Genomic DNA, 26,354 nt, shown 5'->3' on the forward strand with positions numbered 1-26,354 from the left:
GCCTGTGGGATATCTTGATGTTGTGGAGGGCGTGCTGTGATTACGGTGACCGAGACCAACGGGCGCAGCCTGGTAATGCCTGACGGGCTACTGCTTCAGCCTTGCTGGACGTCCGGGCCGGGTGCCGAGGCTGAATCAAGGCGGACGTTGATTTGCCTGGCGTATTGCCTGACCATGACCTCGAACATGTTGGTCAGACTGCGGCACTCCTGGGCGGCAGATCTTTGCCAGAGATCGCGCACTTCGGGGGTCATCTTCAGGGTGGTGGTGGATGTTTTTGTCTTGGGCCGTGGCATGGTGCAGGGTGAAAGTTAGATCGCGTATACCAAACGTAAATACGTTATCACGTTTGTAATCAAATGCAGTGATTTTTACCAAATAAGCGAGTGTGTGACCCAGTGAAAAGTTAGGTGGTTAACCCCCTCTCGGTTTGCTCCACCGCGGTGTTACCTGTTGAACCCGTCTCAACCACTTTGCTTTGCCCGGTTTTGATGGTGTCGTTGCGCCGGTCCAAGACTGGCTCAGCATGATGTCCCTCGCAAATCGCCATCATGCGTAATCGCATGGGGTTGTGCCCGAGAATGCCGTGTCAGTTGGTAGTGCAAAAACAGCGCTGAGCCAGCGGCAACCGATCAGGCCGGGTTGGCGTCTTGTGGTACCAATGACAAAGCGCAACCCCCCGGCGCCCGCGCGCCCGAAACAAACTCATCGTGAACGGCACTGTGCTGGTCCTGGCGACCGGCTTGTCCCTGCATGCTTGCCTCACGCTTCAAGCCCGCGCCACCGGCATATCCGCCCAGCACGTGATGTAGCCCGGCGTGCGCCGCTCCTGTTTCATCGTCCAGGCCCTCCTGTCGCCCGCCAGCCCGGCGCTGGCCATCTGCACGGTGCTCGGGCCGTAGCGCTGGTTGATGTCATCCAGCGTTGTCATCAGCCTGCGTCTGTCTGGTGCTTCGTCGCGTTGCAAATCCAGCTCGGCCTGCAGCACCGTGGTGGGCTGGAGGTCGAACAGCATGACCCCGGCCTTGGCCAGCTGGTAGCCAGGCCGGTAAATGGCGTGCAGGCCCCTGAGCGCTGCCGAAACGATCACACCGGTATCGGCGCTGGGACGGCGCAGCGGCATGCTGATCGAGCGGCTGAACTGCGCTTCTGGCCGAAACGGGCTGGTGCGGATAAACACCAGCACCTGGCCGGCCAGGCTGCCTTGCTGGCGCAGTTTGTGCGCCGCCCGGCTGGCGAACTCTGTGACCGCTTCATTGAGGTCCGCTAGACGAGTGACCGGCTGCCCGAACGAGCGGGTGCAGGCAATTTCGTGCTTACGCGCCGGGGCCAATTCCAATGCAATGCACGCCATCCCCTGCAGCTCGCGCACCGTGCGCTCGAGCACCACCGACCAGCGCCGGCGCACCATCGCGGGGTCGAGCCCAGCCAAATCTTGCGCAGTGTGGATGCCGCATTCGCTGAGCTGGGCCGTCAGGCGCCGCCCGACGCCCCAGACCTCATTCACGGCCGTGGCGGCCAGCACTTCTTGCAGCGCTTCCGGCGCCAGGGCCGACAGGTCGCACACCTGCGCCATGGTCGCGGGATAGCTTCCCGGCTTGCGCTCGGCAGTTTTCGCGATGTGGTTGGCCAGCTTGGCCAGGGTTTTTGTCGCGCCGATGCCGATGCCGCAGGGGATGCCCGTCCACTGCAGGATGCGCTCGCGCACCTTGAGGCCGCGCTGCACCAGGTCACCGAGCACGCCAGCCAGGTCGATGAACGATTCGTCGATCGAGTAGATTTCCTGCGCCGGCCCGAGGCCGGCGGCCAGGCTCATCATGCGGTCGCTCATGTCGCCGTACAGCGCGAAGTTGGCCGACAGCGCCACCAGCCCGCTTGACTCGGCCAGGTGCTCGATCTCGAACCAGGGCGCGCCCATGGCGATCCCGAGCGCCCGGGCTTCGTTGCTGCGGGCGATCGCGCAGCCGTTGTTTCTGAATGACCCTAACAGTTAGTAGGAAATAAGTCCGCAATTTCACTTGCTGAGTCGGGACTAACATTTTTAACGAAAAACACCAATCAAGAAACCCAAATGTGCGCCTGGTTTAGGCCACAAAGCTGCTATTCACGCCATGCCGTTGTAAGTCAGGTTGCCGATTGCTGACGTTCCTGCTCCCAAGCGTTAAGGCGGCCGTGGGCCATATGCAGTCACTTGCGACTGTCCGCTCCCAAGTCTCTCACTTGTCAGACTGAGACGGAAGCAATCAAGGAACTCACGGTAGTCGAGTGAATTCAGAAATCGAAACGCTTGCCTCAATGGACTTCACCCGCTTCCGTAGACATATTTCAACTTCCATTCGACCTTAACAGGTGTCTATTGAAGCGGGTGAAGTCCACAACGCTCGACGAGGCTGCTGAACATCTGCATGCATCTGGTTGTTGTTGAAGGTATGACGTGAGAAATATGCTGGCGTAGCGCTCGTGCACAAATCAAAATCCGAAAACGGACGGATTTTTAGACTCTTCATCTAACGCTTCGTTCAGCAGTTTCTTAAGATGGATGTTGTCGGATTTGTTGCTCATTTCCAAAAAATATTTTCTAGTTACGTCGGGATTTTTTGATAACTTGATCGCCAAAACAAATGCTCCGATGGCAAAGGTGTCATACTTTATTTCATTGTCTAAAGTGGCAACAGATAGGCCAAAGATCATCCATGCGTTAGTGCTCTTTGGCGCCAATATCGGCAGCATTGTCGCGCCCATGTTGAGTCCATTGAGGTAGCCAATTTTGTAGCTGGAAAGCCCCATGGCAACATAATAGTCAGGGTTGAGTGGGGCGGCTTCTACGGCTGCTCGCGCATTTAGGACGGCATCTTCGAATTGAGCCGAATTTGCTGCCGCTCTTGCCGCCAGCGAATACCAAATCCCCGCTGCTTCATCCGAAGCAATGCCAACATGCCTTCCCTCATCTATCGTTTGCAACGATGCCTTGATAGACGGAGATCTCGACGAAATTGCGGAAATAGCTTCAGAAACAGCGTCGTCCATCGGCTTGATTTGAGCTTGAACACTGTCTAAACGCTTTTCATCTGATCTTTGATCAACATACTGGCGAGCAGATAGGTTTTTCAATCGCTGAAAATCGTCCTCAGGAATGAGGAGCTCTGATGCGATGAAGCCCAGAGTTGAATCGAGGAGCTTGACCCTTGTAAACGATCCAGTCACTTCGATAAATTCAAGGATTTCCCCCTGCTTTAAAACTCTTAGCTGACGTGATCGTGCGGTAGGTTTTTCACGGACGTTTGCGGAAAGGGACGCGACAGCGAAAGTGATCTTTGGAACCGTCGCTTTTGGGGGGACGGAGACTTCAACATAAGTGCTGGCAGAGTTCGCATCATTTTCAGCAGGCCTTGTGGCATCGTTGGATTTGCTTGCAATTATCGAAACGATGATGACGCAGACAGTCAATGCACCCACTATGAACACTTTCGATGACCCTACATAGGTTACAGGTGGAGGGCTGGAACTAGTCTTCTGAGCTTGTGGGCGCACTGATTGAGTTGCAGGAATAGAAGCCAACGTGCTCGGGGAGGATGGCGCTGATGCCCCCGATGCGGCTTTCGTCGAAGTATTGGTGCGATCCGGCTGAGTCGGAGAAGCTGAAAGCGCGGACGGGGAGGGTGGATTCTTTTCTGTTACATCAACATTGGACTCCAAGGAAGAAAGGCCGGCAAACCCTGTTTTGTTTTTTTCTGGAGCCGTCATTACGCTGCTTTAGCCATGTAAATACTCGCAAAGGTTGTTAAGGCTTATATTTTCCCTCAAACGATCACGACGTTCAGCCTCCAACCGGTTGCCCGTTGGTGAAACCAGTCACCTCCCAAAAAAAATAAAATTTTGTGTTTTTGGCATCTCGTCCTGAACGCAACGACCCTATTCCGCCTGATAGACTAAGCCGTAAAAAAAGCAACTAAATGTAGGTATTTAGCTCGCTCTAAGGAGTGGGTGGCCATTGACGTCTATCAGGGGAAATATGGAAGAAAACGCCATCATGACTGCAAACAATTTGCGTCAGCCGTTCATCGATCTCGTCATCGAAAGTTGGCGTTTTTCAAAGCTTTTCAGCCGCGTGCTTGGCAAGATCGAAAACACAGAGGCCACCAGATACGCAAATCAACTGCGCTACTTTCAAAAGAAACTGGACGACAGCCTTGAAGCAGCCAACCTCCGCTTAGTAAGCCTTGAGGGTCAAGCGTTTGACCCCGGTATGGCTGCAACTCCCTTGAATATCGGCGATTTTGGGCCAGAAGACAACTTGATCGTCGAACAGATGATGGAGCCCATCCTCATGGGTCCAGATGGCATCGTCAAGTCCGGAACAATCTTACTTAAGCGAGCAGACTGATCATGAAGAACTACGTAGGCATTGACCTGGGGACTACCAACAGTGCGATCTCAACCTTTGATGGTGCGGATATTCGTCTCTACAAAAGTCCCGAACAAAATGACGTGACGCCCTCAGCGATTTTCATTGACAAGCGTGGCAACAAATATGTGGGTCAGAGGGCCTACAACAGTGCGGCTCAAAGCCCACTAAACGCTGCGACTGGCTTCAAACGGTTCATGGGCACAAGTACACCAATCAAACTTCCTGCCGTAAACATCGTCATGACACCCGAAGAGTGCTCTGCTGAAATACTTCGGGTCCTCTACAGCTATCTGCCAGAATCTATCCGCAACGATCCTGAAACCGGAACTGTCATCACGGTCCCTGCTGCGTTCAATCAAATGCAGAAGGATGCCACGATGGCTGCTGCTGAGAGTGCAGGCCTCGGGAAAGTAGCCCTTATGCAAGAGCCCGTGGCTGCAGTGATGAGCGTGATGCGTCAACGTAAAACTGATGGCATGTTCCTCATCTATGACCTTGGTGGCGGCACGCTGGACGTTGCCATTGCTGAGAGCACCAATGGACGGGTGAGTCTTTTGGCTCACGGTGGCATCGCCATGTGCGGCGGGCGTGACTTTGACCGCATCTTGATGGACAACGTGATCAAGCCTTGGTTGCTGGAGCACTTCGATCTGCCGGAAGATTTTTCCATCGGCAAGGACTACACCACCTTGCGCCAGATGGCCGGGTGGGCGACGGAACGAGCAAAGATCGAGCTCTCTGCCAAAGAAGATTCAGTGATCAGCCTCGATGACACCGAACTCCGTGTAAAAGACCGCTCGGGTGCCGACGTTTATCTCGATATTCCGATTACACGCAAGCAGTATGACGACCTGATTGCTGAGAAGGTCCTCGAATCTATCGTCTCAGCACGGGAGACCATGGAGAAGGTCGGCCTAAGCCCGCATGACATTGGGCGCGTGGTGTTCGTGGGAGGACCTACCCAATACAAACCCCTTCGGGATAAAGTCGCCTTCGAATTAGGGATTGCAGCATCGACCGACGTAAACCCCATGACCGCAGTGTCTGAGGGAGCCGCTGTGTTCGCCGAATCCATTGATTGGTCCATGGAAAGTCGTGGACGCAAGAGTGGACGTGGTACTTTGGCAGCCAGTGGAAGCCTAAATGTTGGTTTTAACTATGTGGCACGCACCCCCGACATCAAAGCCAAGGTGGTAGCCAAGATTGACGGCAAACCCGTTGCTGGATTAAGTTTTCAGATCGATAGCATTGATACCGGGTGGTCTTCCGGAAAAGTGACCCTAAATGATGGCGCTTCAATGGAGGTAGCGCTGACCAAGCCAGGAGAGAATCTTTTCAAGATTTTTGTGTTTGATGCGGCCGGTGGCCCTATCACCATCGCCGAAAACAAGATCATCATCACCCGAACTGCTGCGCAAATTGATGCGATTCCGGCCTCTCACTCCATTGCTGTGCAGGCACGTCTAAAACTTGATGGTCCATATATCTTGGACTACTTGGTAAAAGAGGGAGACCAACTACCAAAAACCGGGAAAAAATCATATCGTACCGAAGAGTTGCTCAGGGCGGGGTCCACAAATTCCATCAAATTCAAGCTGTGGGAAGGATCCATCGAAGACATCGTGACTGACAATCGATTCATCGGTGTTTTCGAAATTAGTGGAGCGGACTTCTCTGATGGTGTGATTGCCAAAGGTGCTGAACTTCTGGTTGACTACAAAGTGTTGGATTCGGGAAACATCGATCTTGAAATTACGATCCCCTCAATTGGTGGAAAATTCAACAGTGGTCGCAATTTTTACTCGCGCCAAATCGGTCAGATTGACTACAGTAATGCCGCCAGGCGGATTGAGGAAGAGTCTGAGATGCTCTCGTCACGGATTGACGCTGTCGCCTCCAGAGTGGATGACCCTAAACTTGATCAGGCCCGCGAGCGTCTGAGCAGAACAACCGATTCACGAAAAATTGAATCTGACAATGTAGCCGCCAGCCAAGCCATGTCGGATATTCAAGAAGCAAAAAAACTATTGGCTCAATCGCGTAAGGACAACCTCAAAGTCATTCGTCAAATGGACCTAGATAGTTGTGTCGATGCATTCAATGAAGTGGTCCGCAAGCATGCACGCCCCATTGAAGCCACTGCATTCGACAAGCTGGCTATAACTGCACAAAGTGCAATCGACAACAACAAAGACGACTTCGAGAGCCACCTGCAAGGCCTGCGCGGCAAGAACTGGGAAATCATATTCAAACAAGATTGGTTTGTCATCGACCGATTCAATCGTATTATGAATACCCCCCATCTTTTTTTGGATACCAATGAGTTCAATGAACTGGTGAAACAGGGTAAGCAATCTCTTGCTGCCGATGACATAGACAAGCTGCGCCAAGTCGTCGACCATTTGGAAAACGTGCGTATCCGCATGGGTGGTGAAGAACAAATGCTTTCGGGTTCCAACATTTTAATGGGGTAATACATGGCCATTGAAAGCTGGTTTCCCGTCGGCTACTCCATGCCTGATGGTGCTACTTGCAGACGTGCAGTCTTTGGTGAGGCCCAGTGGCAAATTATCAAGACTGATGGTGCCGGCACCGTCCTCATTGTCCGTAGTGAATTGATGGATCGGTGGAAGGCGCTGGGCTTGATCGAAGTAGGTGTATTCAACACCTTTAAATTTGGGCCAGACACCTTTCATGAAATTTCTTGTGGACCTAGTGAAATTATTGCACCAGTTGATCAATCCAACTCGCCTGACTCCAGAAACGAAGCGATTGCGTTCGCGATGGCTTTGAAGGCCACGCGTGAAATTGACCCAGAATCGCCTTTGCAAGATGCAATTTATGCCGAAGGCTTGGGTCGACTCCTCCCGATCTTCTCGGTTTCTCCGAGAGCAGATGATGACGTGATCCTTGGCTATTGGCTTACTGGAGGTGCGCAGGTTTCAGCCAAATCGTTCAGGCGACTGAATCAGATGATGAGCTGGATCACACCCTCCGGCCTCAAAGATGTGGTGTCCGCTGCTGGGATGACACAACTCACCAAAGATGCGCCCAGAGACGACCATTTCCAAGATGAAGCTGAACTGGAAAAGATCGACTCCTCCAAAATAGAATGTTCCTGCGACGATGAAGTCTCCAGCCTTGAGAGCGGGGTGCCATTCGTTCTTGCAGGCCGCCCTTTGCTGGAAGACTTTTTCAACGAGCACGTCATCGACATTGTTCGAAACAAGGAACGCTACGCAGCTTTGGGTATTGGGTTTCCCTCCGCAATCGTCCTGCATGGTCCACCCGGTTGCGGAAAAACCTTCGCGGTGGAGCAGCTCATTGAATACTTGGGGTGGCCCAGCTTTCAAGTGGATGCTTCCAGTGTCGCTAGCCCCTTCATTCACGAGACTAGTAAGAAGGTCGCCGAGGTCTTTGATAAAGCCATGGTAAACGCTCCTTCTATCTTGGTTATAGACGAAATGGAAGCTTTTTTGGCCGACCGCGAGTCAGGCAGTGGATCGAGCATGCACCGCGTCGAAGAAGTAGCTGAGTTCTTGCGCCGAATTCCTGAGGCTACCAAGAACGAAGTTCTCGTTGTAGGTATGACCAATCGGGTGGAGATGATCGATTCGGCCATCATGCGCAGAGGGCGTTTTGATCACGTGATCCAAGTGGATCCTGCCACCGAGGTTGAAGTTAAAGCTCTGCTCGATAAATTGCTTGCGAAACTACCTTGCGACAAGGACATTGAAACTGGTCCTTTGTCCAGGCGCCTCTCGGGACGTCCTCTGTCCGATGTGACATTTGTGATCCGCGAAGGTGCTCGCCTGTGTGCCCGCTCCGGCTCCAACAAGATCGCCCAACGATTCCTGGTCGAAGCACTGGATTCCACACCGGAAAGGACAGGAAGCGGCACGCATCGCAGCATCGGATTCGTTTGATCACGAACTTTCAAAAGATAAGACTCAAGGCATTTTCGGACCGAACAACTCACACCTGATGAACGATCAACCTACTTGCTCAATTTACAACAATGCATTCTGGCTGTTGGGCGCCACTACACGCGATGCACGCTTGAGCATCATTGAGAAGTCCGAGGAGCGTTCCTTACACGAAGATCCAGATAAATGCCAAAAGGCCAAGTCGGATCTAACCAATCCAAGAGCACGGATTGCGGCTGAAGTTTCTTGGCTTCCTGGTGTGTCACCGCGCATGGCTGGGAAATTAGTCTCTGATCTGGCATCGAATCCCCTTGAAATCGCCTCACAGACGGGTCTACCCGAACTTGCCAGAGCGAACCTGATGTCCTCAGCCCTGGAGTTGGCACACTCCGATTCGTTAACGTCCAAAACGATGGCTCGCTTCATGCGCGAGTTAGGTGAAGTCGCCGATGACATCGACACGGATGCTGTATTGCGAGACATCAACGAGGATCGCTCTGTTGCAGGATTCCCTGAAGTGCGGGATCTTGGAGTTCTTGAAGACGAACTAGAACAGCAAAAGAAAAAATATAAATCCGCTCTCAAAAATGCTCTAAACAACATGCCATCAGCCCTGTTGGTGGAGACCATGTTTCTGCTCGTCAATGAAACGACAGGAAACGGTGAACAGGCGGCCCCGCCACTAATTGATGATCTGGTCGATAGCTATGAAGTCGAAACCCAAGGATTTCTAACCAAAGAAGAAGAGAAAATTGATAAGCTCGTCGAGGGTGCTTTAACTGCAGCACCATCCGGCGCGCGATCAGTCGACCCGTTCCTAGAGAAAGTGGAACTGGTTGTTCACAGTTGGTCGCAGGTGATTAAACCCATTCAAGTAAGCATGAAATCCCGCGGACTTGAGCACAAAAACAGCTTGAAAATTGGTTACACAATTCGTAACTTAGGCCTTGAACTCTACAACACTCATAACTTGTTGCCGCAATCTCAGCGAACGACTGCACTGCTTTTGAAATTTTTTGGCGATATGCCAGAGTTCAAAGAGCAGGTTCAAACTGATGCTAACACTTTGGCCCGGTTCAAGAATGAAGCTGCCAAATCTGAACTTGAAGATGCTGAGCGTCGCCGATTAATTACGTTCAAAGCACAAGTAGGCCTTGTTTTTAAGGACGAACTGAGCATTTCTCCTGATGGTATCAGGTGGAAGGACAAACATTACGATCTTGAGGCCATCAACGGTATTCGTTGGGGGGCGATTAAGAAATCCGTCAATGGCATTCCGACTGGGACGGACTACACAATTGCATTTGGTGATGAACGTGGCTCCTCTGAAGTCAGTATTTCAAAAGAGGCCACTTATTCACAATTTGTCAATTGCCTCTGGCGTGGGGTAGGAGTTAGGCTTCTATTTGAAATGGCTAAAGGTCTTAAGGACGGACGGACGTTCAGCTTTGGAGATATTGAAGTCGAAGACGTCGCTGTGAAGATCGAACGACACAAGTTTCTGGGTTTCGCCGAGACTGTGCGACTTCCCATATCTCAGATAAAAATTTGGTCTTCGGATGGCAAATTTATTGTCGGAGCTTCCAACGACAGCAAGGTGTATAGCAGTGCGTCCTATATGCATCACTGGAACACCCATGTCCTGGAGCACTTAATGCGAACTTCACTTGAAAAAGGTTCTCGTGGCGGCCTGAGTTCCTGTTTTCTGAGCTGATTAGGCTTATTAACTTACGCAGCCGCCCGCCACTGTAGAAGTTCAGCATAGGCGATGCGCGATGCGTTGATAAGAAGTGTGAGCCTCAGGGCAAACGGGTTGATTCTGGTCTTGATGGCTCAGGCACTGGAGCTTGAACACGGCGTAAATGGCCGTGAAGACGTGGTTGCTTTGGATTCTGAGGGTTTGCGTCGGTGACCTGGCCAGGCTAGCGTTGGACTTTAATGATTTTTGAAAAACACCTCCATTTGCCACCGTTTTTTGTGGCTTGTGGTGGCGGTTGAGGGAGTAATTCCTCACCCTATGTTGGCGCCAACGCGGTTTTGATCCAGGCTGCCGATTTCAACTGACCCATGCGAAACCAGCCAGATGCCGCTCTTCGCCTGGGTTTTTCGGGTGTGTGGATGGGTCAACGATTTCCGGCCGCCTGGGGGTGCGGACAAAAACTTGGACTGGTTATGCTGTAAGTCCGAGGCTCTCTCGGTACTCGAGGGGACTGAGTGAGCCAAGGGAGATCTTGATTCGCTTTTCGTTATACCAGTGGATGTAGGAGTCAACGACCTGAATGAATTGTTCAATGGTTGTGGTCTGCCAGTTTCGAGGGTAAAACAGCTCCGTTTTCAGCCGCCCGAAGAAGCCTTCACAGGCCGCATTATCGGGCGAGCACCCCTTGCGCGACATCGAGCGAATGAGCTTCGCATCGCCCATCCGGGTGAGCCAGCCAGGCCAGCGATAGTGCGCACCGCGATCGGAGTGGACGACGGGCCGGTCATTGCTGTTGGCTACCCTCTCGATGGCAGCGTCCAACATGGTGTTCACAAGATCGGCGTCTGGACGCGTGCCGATTGTCCAGCTGATCACCAGCCCATCGAAGCAGTCGATCATGGGCGACAGGTACACCTTGCCAGCCGGGATCTGGAACTCCGTGATGTCGGTGAGCCACTTCTCATTCGGGGTTGCAGCCTGGAAGTCGCGGTTGATGAGATTGTCTGGCGCAGGGCTGATTTCTCCCAGGTAGGAGCCGTACTTACGCCGCTTCTTAGCGGCAACGACCAGGCATTCCTGCCTCATCAAACGTCGTACGACCTTCTCCGAGATGAACACGTGCTGCCTGCCCAGTGACGCCCGTATCCGGCGATAGCCGTAGCAACGGTGATTGAGCTCGAAGATGTCAGCGATGGTGCCGCGCACTACAACATACTTGTCAGCGCATCGTAGCCGTGCCCGATGATAAAAGTAGGAGCTGCGGGGAAGGCCCAGCGCGGCAAAGAGTTCTGATAGCGAATAGAGCTGTCTCAGGGCATCAACCAGCCGCGTCTTCTCCTGATTGCTCAGGAGAGGCAGGTCGACGCCCAGGCCTTTTTTTAGCAGTTCATTGGCCTTCTTCAAGATTGTCGTGTTCAAGCTGCAGTTGCCGGACGTCGCGTCGAAGCGATTCGACTTGCCGCTCCAGCTCCGCCCGCTCAGGATCTGAGGGTGAATCGTTGTTGGGTTTCATGGATGCGGGAGCCTCAGGACCCAGTAATTGATTTTTCCATTGGTACAGCGTCGGCCTGCTCACGGCCAGCTTTTGTGCAATGGCTTGCGCACTTGTCTGCCGGATGCACAACTCGATGACGGCTGCCTGCTTTAGCGCTTGAGGGCGCGGCACGCTGCGCGCTTTGCCGACAACGCGTTTCCTCGTTTTGGGATGCAACTCATCGACCCAGGCTGCGAGCGTATCGCGGCACGGGTATCCCAGTGCCTTCAGGGTTCCAGCCAGGCAGCGATCATGGTCCAGGTAGTGCTGGGCGGCCACTTTTTTCTGCTCATCTGAATACTTTGGCCTCGAACGCGCATAGCCCACCGGCAAATCGCGGCCTTGTTCGTATTCTCGATGCCAGCTCTTGAGCGCGTTCTTGGTCGGGTACCCCAGCTTGCGAATGGTCGCTCCAGTGCGTTTGCCGAGTTTGATATAGAGCTTGACGGCTCGAATGCGGTCTTCGTAAGAATACATGAACTATCTTCCCAAGTAGTCCAAGATTTCCGCCGCACCCCCCCTGGGTCAATTTGGCATCGGCACCAACATGCTCAGCCACTTCAACTGACAGACCGGAACTGGATAAATGCCCGGTGCATTCCTGCCATCCACCTCGGTGCTCCTGTTCAATGCGCCGACCTTGCACTCAAGGATGGATTTCAGCTCTCTCGCTAATTTGGTGAGTGATGCCAAAAATGGCAACACGCATTTATTTTTGGCAAAAGTGCCGCAGTTCTCCGATTGAAGGCAGTCGCTTTCGTCGCTGGAGCAAGAACATTGGTCGGCCTCATCAGCCGACAGACGAGGTGGCATACCCGATGTATTCGTCATGGGGCCTCCTCACAATATCCCATCGATTCTGTGCTTCTGTAGGCCGTTGTCTCTGGTCGGCTACGGTCAGGTAAAGCCGACTCTTGGCGCGCGAGATGCCCACGAAAAACGCGGATCGTTGTTCATCCCTGTCACCCCAAAACGTCTGCTGTTCCACTCCCAGTATCACAACCGTATCGAACTCCAGACCTTTGCACTTGTGGATCGTCATGATGCGTACGGCACTGTCCTCGGAGAAGTGCGACAAGGCACGGACAGGATCGGCTTCGCCTCCGAGAAGTTCCGTGAGTCGGTCAAAAGTTTGCGCTACAACCTCGGTCAGCCGGTCTCCGCGCTCGTAGTCAGATGAGAGCGCCACAACCGCTTCCCGGCCGAGCATTTTTAAGAACGTCATCGCATTCGCCCGCAAGGAAATCGCATTCAGCGGCTGGGCTTGGCCGCCGCGCATGGCCCGACGTGACTGCTCAAGGAAGCGCAGCCATCGAGACCTCTGTTCATAAGCCGTTTCTTCGTCAATTCCTGTTGCAATCAGAACATCCATCAGCCGACCGAACGCAGCCGACTGACGCTCGCCGGCAACGACTGTCAGGAAGTCGACAATCAGCCGTGCAGCAGGTTCCACCGACAAGTCCTGCAGGAGCTGTTCGTTACGAAACGCGATACCGCGCCGTTTAAATTCGTTCATCAACAATTCGGCATAAAGATCCGGTTGCCTGGAGAGGAGTACGGCGATCTCCGATGGTGGAATGCTTTCAATGCCGATCCAGTGCTGCACCAGGTCGGCGATTTCGCGCGCTTCTTCGGCGCTGTCGCTAAAGTGCAGCACGTCCACTGAGCCGCCAGGACCCATCAGCATGTCGTCCGGCACCGCAGCCGCAGGGTCCATGACCCGAACCATGGCGTTTTGCATACGGCGCAAGCGCGGTTTCGATCGAAAATTCTGGTACAGGTTGAGCGGTACCGCCTGGAAGTCGGTGGCGAAGGTCAAAAACACGCCTTCCAGTGCGCCAGCCCAGCCCATGATTCGCTGCTTTGTGTCCCCGACCGCTGTCAGGCGTGCTGACGAGCCGAGGAATGCCACCTTGATGAGTTGGTATTGCTCATCGGTACAGTCCTGGAACTCGTCGAGGAACACATGGCTGTAGGTTTGACGCACGGCATTGCAGGCGATCGGGCAAGCCTTAAGGATTTGCACGGCCAGCGGCACCAGGTTCCCAAAGTCCAACTGTTGACCCTGCACGCGCCCGACCCCGATCGTGTAATCGGGGTTGAGTGCATCCCTGCCGGTCAGAATAGGCCTGAAGCGGTCGATGATGCGCTTGGCAAAGGCATGGAAGGTATGGCTGTCCAGACGGGCCGCCAGCTCGGCACCACAGCGCTTGCGCACCCGGTCCTTGAGATTGCGGCTGGCGTCCACCTTGAAGGAAATGGCCAAGATGCGTTGTGGATACCGACTGGTTCCGGTTCGCAGCAGAAAGTCGGCGCGCTGCGCAAGCATCTCGGTTTTGCCGGCTCCCGGGCCGGCGGTCAAGGCCAAGCTGCGCAGGACCTCCTGGGCTGCCAGCAGCGCATTGGGCTCGAGTGTCAGTCCGTCGGACGGAAGCCAGGCTTGCGGTTTGATCACTCAGGTAGGTCCGCAAGTTTTTTCTCGACCAAGGCGATCAGTCTTGCGATCGGCGGCGGCATGCCTGCAGTCAAGGCCGCATCATCGAGTTTGGCAAGCGCCTCGAGATGCGCCGCAGGCTTGCTTCCGAGCTTGAACCGCGCGTGGTAGGCAGAAAAGTAGCTTTGCTGGTCAGTGCTGTACTGATCGGGACCGAGGCCGCTTTTGCCGAGTACGGACTTGACAGTCGGGTCGTCTGCCGCCACCAGTTCCGCCTGTGATACGCCATAGGCCCCAGGAAAGGCCTGAATCATTGAGAAGTCGAGATCGAGCGGCGACGAGAAAAACACCCCTTGCTTCTCAAGCCAACTCAGCAATTTCGCACCTTGCGACGAGGACAGAATCTGGTCGGGCCCGTTCCATGCAGGCAGCGCCTCGATGGCTTCCAGTGTCAGGTTAGGAGTCGACTGCCAGAGCGCCAAAATCTGCTTGGCTGCGTAGCGAATCCGGCCCCACCCAGCCTGATGGCGTCCAACATCCAGGTCCAGCAGGGTCACGTAAGGAATCTGAAGGCCGCTTAATAAGCGCCAAAAGTGGTTGACGTGACGCCCGCCCAACGGTGCGATTACGATTGATGTGTCGTCGTCGGCAAGCCCCATGGCTCGGAACAGGCGCGGTAGCACGATCTCCTCGCTGTCGCCTTCGCCAAGAATCACCAGTCGCGAGAAGTAGAGTTCCGGAAATGCCTGCACCGCCTCCCTGACGAACTTGTGGGCTTCGTCGGTCTTTGCAGGCATGACAATTGTCTTGACCGTCGTGCATCGCGCAGCATCGAGCCGCAGGTAGCGGATGCTTTCGGGCGGCACCCTTCGCAGCAGGGATGGCGCATGCGTGGCGACCACCGCTTGCGCGTCATGGTGGCCTGCGAAGTCAGTGAGGGCCTTGATGACGCGGCCGAGGTAATGCGGCGAGAGGCTGTTTTCCGGTTCTTCCATCGCCATCAGCGTGAAGACGGCTGGCCGCAACCTGTCGATGTCGAAGGCATCAAGTTGACCGGCGAGCACGCGCCGCCCGATGCCCTGAATGGACAGCACGAGCGAGACATACAGCAGCGACTGCTGACCATCGCTTAGGCGGGAAAAATCCACCATTGATGCCTCGTGCCCAGGTGTGAAGCCAATCGTCAAATGCCTGAGCAAGTTGTCGATCTCATTGTGTTCGAACGAAACAGAAGGACTCGCGTAGTAGCTGCCCTTGTGTAGCTTCAGCCAGTGCCCAGCCATCTGCTCGCCGATGCCTTGGACACCCGCATTGGAAGCGAGCGCGGCGCTGATGCCCTGTGTGAGGCCTGCAACTGTGGCGCGTTCCGCATGCCAGTTGGCTGCGCGCAAAGTGCGTCCGAGCAGCGAGCTTGCCGTGTAAGAGATGTGGTCGGTCGGATCGCGACGCGCGGGTAGGTAGTGGACCTGGATCGAGTTGCGATCGTGCTTTGGCACCACCATGGGATTGACGGGCTCGTCATTGGCATCGACATGGATCACGTAATGCATCTTCTCCTCGATGTCACCGTCCTCGTCCAAGATCGCTGTCAAGCGAAAACGCACTCTGGGTACGCCATCGGCGGAGTCAAGCTGCATGTGCGAGAAGTGGCCCGGGATGGTGGCATGCTGGCCGTTCGCATCCAGCAGTTCGGGGAACTCAAACTGCGCCTCTATCCACAAGTTCAGGGTGCCGGCGTTGCCTGCAGCCAAGGTTGCTGGGGAGATGTGAAAATCAGAACGGCGCACCCGTCGCAGCGACGGGTCGAATCCGAAGAGCCTCGCCAGCGCCTGGAGCACAACGGTCTTGCCGGCACCGTTCGGTCCGAGCAGGAAGGTCATCGCCTCGAAATCGATGGGGGTTGGCACGGGCCCGAAAGATTGAAAGTTGCTGATCCGCAGCCGAGTAAGTTTCATCCTGAGCCCCTGTTGTTTTTATTGGAAATTGCATTCCGTTGCGCGTTCCTTGAAAGACTTCTTACAGGGATCAGAAGCCTTCAGGTCAACGTTGCAGACTGCTCGATTAAAACACTGCAGCAACTGATTGGAGGGCATGCATTAAACCCGCGACCATGAATAAAAGTTATGGTGGGTGTGGCGATCAGGAACCGACTGTTGCGATGCGGAAAAAGTTGAATTCGGTTTCCGTTTCACTGCAACTCAGAATTGGTAAACCCCCCTTGAAATCTCAACGCCATCGAAGATGCAACGGCGGCGGTAGAGATTTCGGCGCTGTTATTTTTTTCGGCATCGTCAACCTTTTGCATCGAAATAGGTGCATTGCTCGGGGCCGTTGGGGCTGTTCGGGTGGGTATCATCAACTGTGTTTTGATGCTGCGCGCCCGAAATCCGTGCGCGTCACCTAACCTGCAGGATAAGGGGGAAAGCCTCATCCTCAGGGAGGATTTATGCAACGCCCAGTTTTCTAACGTCTAAAGTCCAAACTGTCTTTTTCGAATAATCTGAAGCAGCAATGTGGCAGGCAGGCACTCCGAGAACTTGATCGGCTTGGCAAGCTCCTTCACTTCCTCGGGCGAAAACGCAAGCGCCGTGGACAACAGTTCGGCGCTCAGATCGCTTAGGTCAACGGGCGTTTTCAGGTCAATGCCCATCGCATCAATGCGCCTGCTTTCGGCCAGCGATTGAATCTGCCTGGCGAGGGTGCGGTTCGCGCGCGTGCCAGCAAAAGTCCACAGACGGGCCGCACCCGCTTCATTCCTGGTGACTGACAGGGCGCCGTCATTGCCAGTTTCGGGCAGGTCTTGAGTGACCTGCTCGATTTCAAGCCGGGCGCGTTTGGAAATCACGGTGTGTTCGCCTGCACCCTGGCGCAATGCGCGCAGGATGCCCTGGGCGATCTCACGGCTCAGGGTCCGTCCGCTGCCGTTCCAGCGCGCCGTGCCGCCTTCCTTGGCGGGCTCGAGCCACACCGTTTGCCGCTTCCAGTCGATCTCCGTGATGCGCCAGCTTTTTCCGGCCAGCAGGATCAAGCGAACCGGTTTGTCGCCGGCCAGCATCGTGGGGTCGATGTAGCCCACTTCGGCGCTGCCGCAACGCCCCAGCAGCAACTGCGTCCCGGAAAACGAGGCCAGAAGGTCCTTGTAATGCGCCCGCCCGAACTGCTTTTCAGTCGCGGGGCCAATTTGCAGCACGCCGTGCGTGTCCATCAGGTAGCTTGAGGCCACCATATGGTCGATCACGTCCGTGATGCCTGGCCTGCTTGACTCCGGAAACGCTCCGCACAGCAGCGCGATCAATTCTCGCCGTGGCCATTGCGCGCGCTCCAAGGTAGCCACCATGGCCTGCTGGGCCACCAGCGCCCAGGGTTCCGGGGGCGGGTAAGCGGCTTCCACCCAGGCCTCACCCCACAGCCGGCAGATACCAATGGCCAGCATGAGCGAATCGTCATTGGTGCACAGGAACAGGCAGCTGCGCCTGGCGCCCTCCCGCCGTCCGGTGCGGCCCATGCGCTGCAAAAAAGACGACACCGTCGCTGGCGCATCGATCTGGATCACGTGATCAAGGTCCCCGACGTCGATGCCCAGCTCCAGCGTGGAAGTCGCCACGATCACGCAATCCTTTTCCTCGGCAAAAGCGGTTTCCGCCAGCTTTCGCTCCGAGTGGCTCAGGGACGCATGGCTTAAAAAGGTGCGCACCTCCTGCGCGCGTAGCATGCTGGTGAGCTGCTCGGCACTGCTGCGCGAGTCGCTAAAAACCAGGCGCTTGCTGCCCCGATGCAGACGAGCAATGACGGTGGCGGCATTGGCCAGAGAGCCGACAAAATCCACGGTGACATCGGCATCGGTGCTCACGCTGGCGCTTCCGACGACCTGCTTGATGCCAGTGGGCGCAAACCAATCGAGCAGTTCGGCCGGGTTGCTCACGGTCGCCGACAGGCCCAGCCGCTGCATCTCCTGGGGCACGTACTGCTGCAGGCGGTGCAGCACGGCCCGCATGTGCCAGCCGCGGTCATCGGCGGCAAACGCATGCAGCTCATCGGCAATCACCACGCGCAAGTTTCCAAACCAGACTTTGCGGTCAATGCGCGTGGAGACCAGCATGCCTTCGAGCGACTCGGGCGTGGTCAGGAGGATGTCGGGGGCATCCTTTAACGCATGCCCTTTTTTCGACTGCGAAACGTCGCCGTGCCAAACCGCCACGCGCCGGCCCACCAGCCTGGCGTAATGCGAGAGCCGCTGCTCCAGGTTGTTGAGCAGTGCCTTGATCGGGCAGACATAGATCACGCTCACGCCGGGCCAGGCATGGGTCAGCATGCGCGAGAGCACCGGAATGATGGCCGCTTCGGTCTTGCCGCCGGCCGTGGGCGCCAGCAGCAGGCAATGCACGCCCGAGAGAATCGGCTCGATCGCCTGCAACTGGGTGGGCCGCAGGCTGCTCCAGCCCAGCGAATTGACGACGTGGTACTGCAGCGCCGGGTGCAGCTTGTCGAACTCGCTCACAACTCGATGTCGTCCACGCTGGCCGCGCCCGCTGCAGCGCGTTCGTTGACCGTCATTTCGTTGTCGGCCAGCGTCAGCTTGTAATGCAGGCGCGGCTCAAAGCTCGCATGCAAATCCACCCGGTCCAGCACATCGGCCACCAGTTTTTTCAGGAACAGCCTGGGCGCCACGCCGACCTTGCCGCCCAGCCCGCCCGCCACGGCGCGGGCCAGCACTTCGATATACGCGTCATCGACCACGCTGCGCAAACGAGGTTCGTTAGCCTGCAGTTGCGCATAAATATCGCGCACCCGCTGGCCCACCGCCACGAGCGAGCCTTGATCAAACGGCGCCAGGCGAATCTGCACCGCGCGCGGATTGTCAAAGGTGCGCTCGGTGCCAAAGTCCACATGCAGGCGCTGCGCCAAAGGCGCCAGGCGCTGCACACCCTGGGCGCCATCGAAGAACGCCGGTGTGCCGGTGATGACCAGGTACAGCCCGGGAAAGCGTCCCGCGTCGATCTCGTCGATCAACTGGCGCAAGGCGTTCAGGCCGCGCTCTCGCGTGTCGGCGCGCATGCGCTGGAGCGTCTCGACTTCGTCGAGCACCAGGAGCAGGCCGGCAAAACCACTGTCGCGCAGGATGGTCAGCAGTCCGATCAGGAAGTTGGCCGCACCGAAATGGTCCAGTTCGCCCTTGATGCCTGCTGCGCGCTTGACGCTGGCAGCGACGTTGGGCTGGCCGGCCAGCCAGCTGATCAAGCCTTCGGCCAGCTGGTGGTCGCCGCCTGCCAGGGCCCGGCGGTAGGTCCTCAGCACGGCGGAAAAAGCCGGCGCGGTTTTGCTGATACCCGCCAGCTGCGCTTCCATGAGCGTGTCGGTCCGCGCCAGCAGGGCCTGGGCGTCATCCGCATCGACCGAGCCGTCGGCCAGCACATCCTGCTCCAGGGCAAAAAACCAGCCGTCGATCACGCTGCGAAAGGCACCCGTGCTGCTGTCGGCCGTACCCAGCCGCTCGACCAGCCGGCGGTAAATCGTCTCCAGGCGATGCAGGGGTGTTTCGGTTTCGTTGATCTGCACTTCGCTGGTGGCAAAGCCTTTGGCGCGCGCGCGTTCCTGCAGCCAGCGGCCGAAGAAAGTCTTGCCCGTGCCGTACTCGCCGCGCACCGCCTTGAAGCCGCCGCGCCCTGTGGCAACCGTGGCCAGTTCGGCCTCCAGCGTGGGCGCGAACGACTCGATGCCAACGGCCAGCGCGTCCAGCCCGGCGCTGGGCACCGTGCCGCGGCGCAAGGCGCCAATGATGTCATCCCGACGTGCCGCGCTGATCATCGGCCGTCTCCCACCGAGGTGATGCGAAACTGCAGCAGCAGCAGCGTGCGGTTGAGTTCCACCGTGCCCGCCACCTCATCGACCCCCAGCACCACGGCCTGATCGACATTGAGGATCCGGCGCACGGCGCTGAGCATCCCGCTGAGGCGAACCTCGGGCACCGACAGCCGCTGGGCGAGCGCGGCGCGCGAGAGTTTTCCGCCCCGCTCGCTCAGTGCCGACAGCAGCTTGCGCATCTGCTCATCGGGGGGCGCCACCCGCGCGGCCAGGGATCGCTGCGATGCATACACCTGGCTTTGAAGCAGCGTGTCGATCCAGTCGGAGGCCGGTGCCAGTCCCAAGCTGGGTGCTGCCGAGGGCGCCGCCACTGGCGTCACGGAGGCGTCAAACAAGGGGGTCTGCGCTGACGCGGGTGCCGCCGGCTGGCGCGCCGTTGGCTTGCGCGCACTGGGTGAGCGCACTGTCGTTTGCAGCATGGCCGGCTGATTGGGCAGGTCCCACCATTCTGGCTGGGCGGGCAAGGCGGGCTGCCATCCGGACAGCGTCAGTCCCGTGGGCAGCAGCACGCTCAACGGCACGGTCACTTCCTGCAGGGAAACGCCGCCGTGGTAACCATTCTTGCGGCCTGCGTAGCGCACGCTCTCACTCCACAAACATGCCACCGACGTGGCGCCGCTGGCGGTGCGAACGCGTCCTCCGGACAAAACAATCTCGCCGCTGTGAGCGGCCTCGGTGCCATATCGCCATCGATCGCTTTCGCCGCCGTTGATGTGCGCGCTGCCTTCTTCGAGCATGTGGCCATGGTCGGCCGTGATGACCACGACGCGGCGGGCAGCCCGGGCTTCGCGCAGGATGGGCAGCAGCAGCCGCAAGTCTTCCAGGCTCCAGCGTTGCAGCAGCTGATCGGGTCCGCTCAAGTGATCGTCCACCGCGTTGTAGACCAGGCCGACGACTTTTTGCTTCGGGTCGGCAATGGCCGCGCGAACGCTGCTCGACAGGTTGGTCGCGTCACTGAGGTCGCCCTTGTGAAAAAGCTTGGGCGGCAGATTCGCATTCGAGTGGGCCAACAGCGCGGCGTGGCTGGAAAACCCCGTCTTTTCGAGGGACGACTGGCCCGTGGTGAGCTTGCCGCACAGCAAGGTGGCGCGGCTGACCTCGGTCACGGTCGGGAACGCGGCCACGCCTGCCAGGGGCCGTGCCAGGCCAGCGGGCACCCATTCGCTCCAGCCCAGGCGCTCAGGCCGGGCAAACAGCTCCTGGAAAATGCTGGTGCTCAGGCCATCGACCACCAGCAGCAGCACGGGATGCAAGGCGGCCAGTGGCGTCACGACCCGGTCAAGCACCGATTCGAGCGGAACGATGCGCGCCTCAACGCTGGGCGCTTGCGCATTCCAGCGCTGCAGAGCCAGCGCAAACTGCTGCCCCAGGGCATTGCGGCGCGCCATGACGGCCGCGCGCAGCGCTTCGAAAGCGTGGGACACCTCCACCAGCTCATCGCCGCCCAGCAAGCGAAAGCGCGCCCAATCGACAAAAGCGCCTTCGTCGGCCTGCCAGCACACCATGTCTGCCACCGTGGCGGCGCCAGTGGCGGGGCGCACCAGCCAGCGCGCCAGGCGCCTGGCCATTTCCACGCGGTCGGCCCGATGGGGTTGGGTGGTCGCCAGCTCGTGGGCCAGCGCGCGATTGGCCGCGTCCTCGACCGCGATCAAGGTCGCATCGGTGGGGGCCTGCACATGCTGGCTCAGCAGCATGGCAAATGCGCGCAGGCGCTGCTCCAAACCCAAGGGCAGCACCTCGCTCAGGTGCGCGAATTCGGCCACCCGCAGCTCGGCGAGCAACGCATCGGCCCGCTCCAGGGCCGGGCGATAAACCTCGGCGCCGCCGGGCTCACAAACCAGTTGTTGGGCCGCCTGCGCCCAGGCGCGGCCTTCGAGCACACCCACATGGGTGTCGCCCACAAACCGCTCCAGCCGGATGGCCGCGTGGCCCAGCGCCGCCTGGCCTTCGCCGGCCGCAGCGTACAGCGCCCCGCACACCAGGCCCAGCGCCATGGCGTCGCCGGTTCGCCCCGCTTCGATGCAGGCCAGCACCATCCGGCCCGCCGTGCCGGCCGACTCGGCCAGCCAGCGCAGGGCGTCTGCCCGGGCGTTGGCCGGCAGCAGCTTGAGCGAAGCATCGCTCAGCGGCTGCTGCGTCCACTGCAGCAGGCCGGCAGCATCGGGACGCGGCACATTCAATTGAAGAAAGCGCTGCAGCACCTCCTTCCAGGCCGTTTCCAGGTCCAGAAAACCATTGGCCACTGGGGCATAAGCCCCCTGCGCGGCACCATCGACCAGCGCCTGGGGCATCCAGCCAAAGCGCCCCAGGCGGGCATCGATCTCCTTGGCGCCAAACAGCTGGCGAACCATCTCCCAGCCTTTGGGCTGCAAGACCTGGCGGAGCGCCAAGCGGGCCGCAATGTCTTCGGTGATCTCGTGGGAACCCAAGGGGGTCAGCACCACCAGGCCCGCATCAGCGGCATCCGCTTGCTCGACCTCGCACAGCGCTTCGCGTATCGCCAGCATCGAGTCGCACCAGCGCAAGGTAAAGCGGCGGCCGCGCTGATTCACCGAGTCGGGCCACACCTGCCGGGAGGCGGCGCGAATCGCCACGGCCAGGGCGCCGGGCTCGCGCGCCAACACCGCATCGAGCTGGGCGGTGATCTGGGGCACGGAGACGCTCATGGCTGCGCGCTCCGGCGCTCAAGCCGCCAGCTCAGACTCAGCTCGAGTCCAGGGTCGCCTTGAAGCCGTTCCTGCAAGTCTTTCAAGAGCGATGCGGCTTCGTCGGTACCGAGGCCCATTTTTTCATCGCCATCCACGAATTCGGCTGCTGAAGGCGGGGTTCCATTGCGGGTAAACGGCGCCGGGTCGGGAATGACCGGCAAGGGCACGGGCGAGATGATCGGCGGCTGCGGTGGCAGTGGCGGCACCGGCGGTGTGGGCGCCGCCATGGTCAGCAAATGCACCGCATCGCGTTCAATCTCTTCCAGCCGGGGCTTGAGCGCAATCACATGCTCATCGCTGCCAAGCACCTCCGTCAGGCGGCTCAGGATCGACGCTGCTGCGGCTTGACGATGGTCTTGCAGGTTGCGCATCGAATCGAAAATGCTCCACTTGGCATTGCTCAAGGCCTGCGCCACCTGCGGGGCCTGCCCCATGCTGCGCCCGACGGCCGCTTCCGAGGTCTCGACGCTCGCGCTGGCCAGGGCCTGCACCAGTTCGGCGTCGCTGGCCGCCTGCAGTGTCGCCAGCAGCGCCTGGGCTGATTCGCTGGTGCGCACCCGTCCTGCCATCGAGGCACCGTAGCGCGTGGCGCGGTCCCGCACAGATGCCACCAGGGTGCCGACCGCTTCGCGTTTGGTGCCGGCCTCGCGGCGCACCTCGTCCACCAGGCGGCCTACGTTGCCGGCGTTGAGCGTTTGCGACACTATCAAGCCAAACAGCGAGGCGGCGCGTTTGACGGCCGTCGCCCAGTGGGCCGGATCGGGCAGGGCTTGCTCGCGCAACTCCAGCTCATCGGCCAGGCTGTCAAGGGTGGGCTCGACCGGGCCGCCGCGCAAAATGAAGCGGCGGTTCGTCATCGCGGCAAAACTCAGGATGATCAGGTTTTGCAGCTCCAGCGGCAGTCCCATCGGCGTGGGCATGTCGATCCAGCGCCGCAATTGCGCTACCGTCATCGCGCCGCCGCCATCGCGCGCATGGCTTTGCGCAAAGCGGGCGCGCCAGTGGTCTTGCACCAGCAAATGCGTCTCGCCCATTTGTCCCAGCTGACACGGAAACACCACCGAGCGCACCAAACGGCGAGTGGCTGAATCGGGCACCAGCCCGCGGCGGTCAGGCGCTTCAATCGCGCGCTGCATCTCAGGCCAGATTTTTCGAATGACGCCTGGCTTGATCTCGGTGTCAAATTCTGGATGGCCAGGGTACTGGTGCGAAAACAGCTGACCGAGCAGGGCTTCGAACGCTTCCTTGAAGCTGGCGCCCACCGGCGGGCGCGGGGACAAGGTGGGGTCGAGCGAGCAGAACTGCTGATCCGCGCTGAGCACCTGGGTCACCGCATCGCGCGGCTCGGTGCTGATGCCAAAGGCCACTTCCAGCTGGCTGCGCAGCTTGCTGCGCAAGGAGTCCAGCTGGTTCTTGGCCAGGGCCTTGGCCTGCACCCGGTCCACAAAGCTCAGGTGGGTGGCGTAACTCTCGAAGCGCTCGCCGGACAAAATGTGGTCCAGCACCACCAGGCGGCCCAGGTCGGCCAGCGCCTTGTGGCTGAAAAACGAAGGCAGCCACACCAGCGTCTTGGTGTCGCCGCCGCAGTAGTCCCCCAGGCGGGCAATGTCGTCGTTGGAGGTGAAGTTGGGCTCGTCAAATGGAAAATCGAGCACCACGGTCCACGCGCCCGAGCGGCCGCGCAGGCGGTCGTCGGTCATCTCGCGCACGTTTTCGTAAAGCAGCTCGACCTCGCGGTGCGTGCCGCGCCAGGTGAAACCGTAGGTCGTGAACAAGGCTCCGTCGTCGGGAATTCGCAGCTCGGCAAACAGCGACTCGCGAATCTTCTTGCGCCGGTTGCCGGCATTGTCTATGGCTTCGGCGGCGCGCAGGATGGGCTCAATATCGACCCCCGTGACCTGGATCGACACCACCGGGTTCTGGTCGTCGGTGACCTTGATCTCGCCAATCTGCGACGACCAGTCCCGGCATTTGCGCAGCACGTCCTGCGCTTCACGCCCGGGAATCGGCGACTTGAAGGTGCCGTGGTTCAGGGCCGCCAGCCGGGCGCCGGTCAAGCCCTTGAGCGACTCGACCTCGGGCACCAGGGCCGCCAGCAGCAGCGTCTTCAGGAGCCGCGCATCGTTGCGCAGATTTCTGGCCGCCGTCGAGTCCGCCTGGCCGAGCTTCATGGCTTCGAGCGTTACCTGGTGCTGGGACTCCAGCATCGGCAGCAGCCGCTGGTTGTACAGCCGCTTGGCATTGTCAAAATGCAGTCGCATGCCTTCGGAAAAAGGCTCGTCGCCTTCGCTGATGGCGTCGTACAGGTCGCCCACCGGGATCAGCTGGCCCAGCTGCAAATCTTCGCGCCGATCGACCAGCAGCTGCATCATCAGTTTCAATGCCGTGCGTTCGCGCTGCAAAGCGGCCGAGACGGCAATGAGCGTTTGCACCAAGGCCGGGGTGAAGGGATAGACCTTCTGGAACATGTCCCGGTCAGCCGATGTGGTGAGCAGCGTGTCGAGCACGTCGCGGCGCACCGCCAGGATCTTCTCGAACTCGGCTTTTAGAATCTGGCGCGCCGCTTCGTTGAGGGGGCGCAGCACCCGCTTTTCGGCAATCGCCGGCAGGTTGCGGTCTTCGAGCGTGATGCGGTGAAAGCGCGCTTCCCAGTGGCGGAGCACATCGCTGAACTGCGACTGCACCGCGCCGGCCAGGTTCTCGCCCACGAGGTCGCGCAGGTCGCGCTGACGGGCCACAAAGCTGACCAGCGGAATCGGCCGGTCGGCATTGGTCGCCTCCACCAGCTTGACCAGCTTGGTGCCTTCGCGGCTCACAAAGCCGACATCGGCGGCATGGCTGGCCAGCCACAGCACCAGCTCGTCGAGAAACAGGATCACGGCGTCGTAGCCCAAGGCTTGGGCATGCCGGGTCATGATGCTCAGGCCATCGTCGAGCGAGACAAACGACTCGCCCCCGCCGGCCAGGCTGCGGTACGCTGAAAAGAACTGGGTGATCAGGTCGCCCACCAGGCGCGAGCGCTCTTCTCCATTGGGCGCTTCGAGTGTGGCCGCCTCAAAGCGGGTGGCATCCCAGCCGCTGTCGATGTCGCCCCAGCCCGCGTTGTCACCGCCACTGTTGCCTCCAGCGCCGCCACCGGCTTCATTGAGTTTGGCAAAAAAGGCTGCATCCCCCATCTGCTCGCGCATGCGCTGGGCATCGCCAAACAGCCCTTCGGCCAGGTAAAAACCCGGCACCGGCGCGCTCGGGTGCAGCTTGCGCACAAACTCCGCGTATTGCCCCAGGATGGCGCTTTCCATGTCGCGCGCGCCGATCATGTGGTAGGGCACCAGGAGGAATTTCTTGCCGTTTGTCCAGCCGTGCTTGGCCACCACGCCGGCCAGTTCGGGGATGGAGCGCGCCTGCGTGTTGCCCGCCAGCAGCAGGTTCAGCACGGCCATGAAGTGGCTCTTGCCCGAGCCGAAACTGCCGTGCAGGTAAGCGGCCTTGCTGCCGCTGGACTCGACCGACTGCTTGATGAAGCCCAGCGCGTTTTCAAAGGCATCGACCAGCTGCGGCGTCACCACGTAGTCACGAAGCGTGGCGTCCGCGTGGGTCACGCCTTCGGACAGCTTGAGCACAAAGTCGCCTTGGTGCACGCGCTCGGGAATGTTGATCAGGTCTTTCAGCAGGGTCATGGTGGTTTATCTCTGAGGGTCGTCGCACATCAATCGCTTCGGGCGCGACATGTTCGTTGTTTGTACATGTTGGAGCGACGTGTTAAAAAATGTCGTGAAAATTAAC

At 58.5% G+C, this 26,354-nt stretch carries 15 protein-coding genes and 1 pseudogene; 4 read left to right on the forward strand and 12 right to left on the reverse strand.

Going from position 1 to position 26,354, the window contains the following annotated elements; all coding sequences use genetic code 11:
- Window positions 1-95 precede the first annotated feature (95 nt).
- The 3 genes from PNAP_RS21215 to PNAP_RS26085 all read right to left on the reverse strand — a co-directional run bounded on the left by PNAP_RS21215 (window position 96) and on the right by PNAP_RS26085 (window position 3,744).
- A complete protein-coding gene (locus PNAP_RS21215; RefSeq protein WP_041377542.1) occupies window positions 96-296 on the reverse strand; it encodes a hypothetical protein in 201 nt (66 codons plus the stop codon).
- Window positions 297-769: 473 nt separating this feature from the next.
- A complete protein-coding gene (locus tag PNAP_RS21220; RefSeq protein ID WP_332261708.1) occupies window positions 770-1,990 on the reverse strand; it encodes a Y-family DNA polymerase in 1,221 nt (406 codons plus the stop codon).
- 479 nt (window positions 1,991-2,469) lie between these two features.
- Complete coding sequence (locus tag PNAP_RS26085; protein WP_011797925.1) at window positions 2,470-3,744, reverse strand: SH3 domain-containing protein; 1,275 nt, start codon at window positions 3,742-3,744, stop codon at window positions 2,470-2,472.
- 268 nt (window positions 3,745-4,012) lie between these two features.
- On the opposite strand from PNAP_RS26085, the gene PNAP_RS21230 reads away from it, so the two are divergent.
- From PNAP_RS21230 to PNAP_RS21245, 4 genes are read left to right on the forward strand one after another with little or no spacing between them, the layout of a single operon-like run.
- Window positions 4,013-4,384, forward strand: a complete 372-nt coding sequence (locus PNAP_RS21230; protein WP_011797926.1) for a hypothetical protein — start codon at window positions 4,013-4,015, stop codon at window positions 4,382-4,384.
- Window positions 4,385-4,386: 2 nt separating this feature from the next.
- The gene (locus PNAP_RS21235; protein WP_011797927.1) at window positions 4,387-6,882 is read left to right on the forward strand and encodes an Hsp70 family protein; all 2,496 of its coding nucleotides are present in this window, start codon (window positions 4,387-4,389) and stop codon (window positions 6,880-6,882) included.
- Between the two features lie 3 nt (window positions 6,883-6,885).
- Window positions 6,886-8,334 (forward strand): ATP-binding protein, encoded by a 1,449-nt coding sequence (locus PNAP_RS21240; protein ID WP_011797928.1) that lies wholly within the window; start codon window positions 6,886-6,888, stop codon window positions 8,332-8,334.
- Window positions 8,335-8,392: 58 nt separating this feature from the next.
- Window positions 8,393-10,048, forward strand: a complete 1,656-nt coding sequence (locus PNAP_RS21245) for a hypothetical protein (RefSeq protein ID WP_011797929.1) — start codon at window positions 8,393-8,395, stop codon at window positions 10,046-10,048.
- Window positions 10,049-10,062: 14 nt separating this feature from the next.
- On the opposite strand, the pseudogene PNAP_RS28420 reads toward PNAP_RS21245, so the two are convergent.
- The 9 genes and pseudogenes from PNAP_RS28420 to PNAP_RS28015 all read right to left on the reverse strand — a co-directional run.
- Window positions 10,063-10,323, reverse strand: a pseudogene (locus PNAP_RS28420) (IS701 family transposase); the annotation flags it as partial.
- A gap of 181 nt (window positions 10,324-10,504) precedes the next feature.
- A protein-coding gene (locus PNAP_RS21250; RefSeq protein WP_157040463.1) for an IS3 family transposase occupies window positions 10,505-12,044 on the reverse strand; the annotation gives its coding sequence in 2 pieces (ribosomal slippage) (window positions 10,505-11,440 and window positions 11,442-12,044; 1,539 coding nt in all).
- 48 nt (window positions 12,045-12,092) lie between these two features.
- Window positions 12,093-12,398, reverse strand: coding sequence for a hypothetical protein (locus PNAP_RS27260; protein WP_157040464.1), 306 nt, complete (start codon window positions 12,396-12,398; stop codon window positions 12,093-12,095).
- Complete coding sequence (locus PNAP_RS21255) at window positions 12,358-14,022, reverse strand: UvrD-helicase domain-containing protein (RefSeq protein WP_011797930.1); 1,665 nt, start codon at window positions 14,020-14,022, stop codon at window positions 12,358-12,360. Before PNAP_RS21255 ends, PNAP_RS27260 begins: the two co-directional genes overlap by 41 nt.
- Window positions 14,019-15,956: an ATP-dependent nuclease gene (locus tag PNAP_RS21260; protein ID WP_011797931.1), complete on the reverse strand. Its 1,938-nt coding sequence runs from the start codon at window positions 15,954-15,956 to the stop codon at window positions 14,019-14,021. Before PNAP_RS21260 ends, PNAP_RS21255 begins: the two co-directional genes overlap by 4 nt.
- Window positions 15,957-16,471: 515 nt before the next feature.
- Window positions 16,472-18,499: a DEAD/DEAH box helicase gene (locus PNAP_RS21265; protein WP_011797932.1), complete on the reverse strand. Its 2,028-nt coding sequence runs from the start codon at window positions 18,497-18,499 to the stop codon at window positions 16,472-16,474.
- The gene (gene brxD, locus PNAP_RS21270; RefSeq protein WP_011797933.1) at window positions 18,496-19,806 is read right to left on the reverse strand and encodes a BREX system ATP-binding protein BrxD; all 1,311 of its coding nucleotides are present in this window, start codon (window positions 19,804-19,806) and stop codon (window positions 18,496-18,498) included. The genes PNAP_RS21265 and brxD overlap by 4 nt, the downstream gene beginning before the upstream one ends.
- Entirely contained in the window at window positions 19,803-22,529 is a 2,727-nt protein-coding gene (pglZ, locus tag PNAP_RS21275; protein WP_011797934.1) for a BREX-2 system phosphatase PglZ, read from the reverse strand. The genes brxD and pglZ overlap by 4 nt, the downstream gene beginning before the upstream one ends.
- Window positions 22,526-26,248 carry a hypothetical protein gene (locus PNAP_RS28015; RefSeq protein WP_011797935.1) on the reverse strand — a complete coding sequence of 1,241 codons (3,723 nt, stop codon included), beginning with the start codon at window positions 26,246-26,248 and terminating at the stop codon, window positions 22,526-22,528. Before PNAP_RS28015 ends, pglZ begins: the two co-directional genes overlap by 4 nt.
- Between the last annotated feature and the right edge of the window lie 106 nt (window positions 26,249-26,354).

The sequence above is a fragment of the Polaromonas naphthalenivorans CJ2 genome, assembly GCF_000015505.1.
GTDB classification, from domain to species: domain Bacteria; phylum Pseudomonadota; class Gammaproteobacteria; order Burkholderiales; family Burkholderiaceae_C; genus Polaromonas; species Polaromonas naphthalenivorans.